Source organism: Pseudoalteromonas sp. S2721 (assembly GCF_005887425.1).
GTDB classification, from domain to species: Bacteria; Pseudomonadota; Gammaproteobacteria; order Enterobacterales; family Alteromonadaceae; genus Pseudoalteromonas; species Pseudoalteromonas simplex.
The window spans coordinates 1-1,261 of record NZ_PNCZ01000082.1; the positions used below are offsets into that span (position 1 = coordinate 1).

At 40.1% G+C, this 1,261-nt stretch carries 4 tRNA genes; 3 read left to right on the top strand and 1 reads right to left on the bottom strand.

Features of this window, described 5'->3' with window-relative positions:
* Window positions 1-24: 24 nt before the first annotated feature.
* Window positions 25-100, bottom strand: a tRNA-Val gene (locus CWC02_RS20230).
* Window positions 101-743: 643 nt separating this feature from the next.
* Between CWC02_RS20230 and CWC02_RS20235 the strand changes: the two genes are divergently transcribed.
* From CWC02_RS20235 to CWC02_RS20245, 3 genes are all read left to right on the top strand, one after another.
* Window positions 744-819, top strand: a tRNA-Ala gene (locus CWC02_RS20235).
* Window positions 820-858: 39 nt separating this feature from the next.
* Window positions 859-934, top strand: a tRNA-Glu gene (locus CWC02_RS20240).
* Between the two features lie 130 nt (window positions 935-1,064).
* Window positions 1,065-1,140: transfer RNA gene (locus CWC02_RS20245), tRNA-Glu, on the top strand.
* The last annotated feature ends 121 nt before the right edge of the window (window positions 1,141-1,261 follow it).

Below are 1,261 nucleotides of genomic sequence, written 5' to 3' on the forward strand. Positions count from 1 at the left end.
ATTTTAAATTGATTTTTTTATATGTGGTGGGTCGTACTGGACTTGAACCAGTGACCCTCGCCTTGTAAGGGCGATGCTCTCCCAACTGAGCTAACGACCCATATCTAAAACAACTCATTGCTGCGTTGTTGTGGGGCGCTATTATAGATAGAGTTGTAAATGTGTCAACACTTGAATGAGTAAAAATGTGTTAGATGCAGCTTTTATAAACAATGACATGGCATTTAAGCATTTTTTGGCGAACAAATATGCAATTTACATTCATAAGCTTATATTCAGAGCTTGATCTATAGCTCTATGACCTAGGTAAATCATTCTAAAATGATATGAATACAGCAAATCTTTAAAACGGTTTTTCATATCAATAAATTTGCATCAGTTAATTGCACTCTACTTAGCACTATTAAAAACAAAGCAGGGTAGGGTGAAGTCGTTTTATTTAAAGCTTTAGGTAATGAATTTTATTTTGCATATAAATGTATACCTTTTTAAGGGAGTAAATTAAAAAAGCAAAGAGCCTTTGATAACAAACCAGCAATGAAATTAGCCCAAAATAACTAATTTGATAGCACTTTGTATAAAATACCTCCGCAACGGATTGATATTTAGTCAGCTTGTTGAAATTTAAATCATTTAAATAAACTTAGATAAAAAACTGTTGACTTTATTTGGGGGGCTGCATAGAATGCGCCCCGCACTCAGCGATACACAACCAACATTAATTGGTGGTGTGTATGCAAGTCGGGGCTATAGCTCAGCTGGGAGAGCGCTTCGCTGGCAGCGAAGAGGTCTGCGGTTCGATCCCGCATAGCTCCACCAGATTTGCATAGTGTTTGTCCTAGGGTTGCAGTTTTCTGCGTCCCCATCGTCTAGAGGCCTAGGACACCGCCCTTTCACGGCGGTAACAGGGGTTCGAATCCCCTTGGGGACGCCACTTACTTTAAGTAAGTGAGCAATTGCCAAGAAAATAAATATGTTAGTCTCGAGTACTTACATGTTATTTTAGTAACCTTAACTCCGATATGAGTCAAACTATCATTTAATGTCCTAGTGACACATTCTGTGTCCCCATCGTCTAGAGGCCTAGGACACCGCCCTTTCACGGCGGTAACAGGGGTTCGAATCCCCTTGGGGACGCCACTTATTTAAGTAGGTTATGTGTAGTGGGGCGGTGAACACCGCGCAATCTATGCACGACGTTATCAAGAGTACGAATCTCTTGCTGACGCCACTTACTTTAAGTGATGTGTTATTAAAAGCT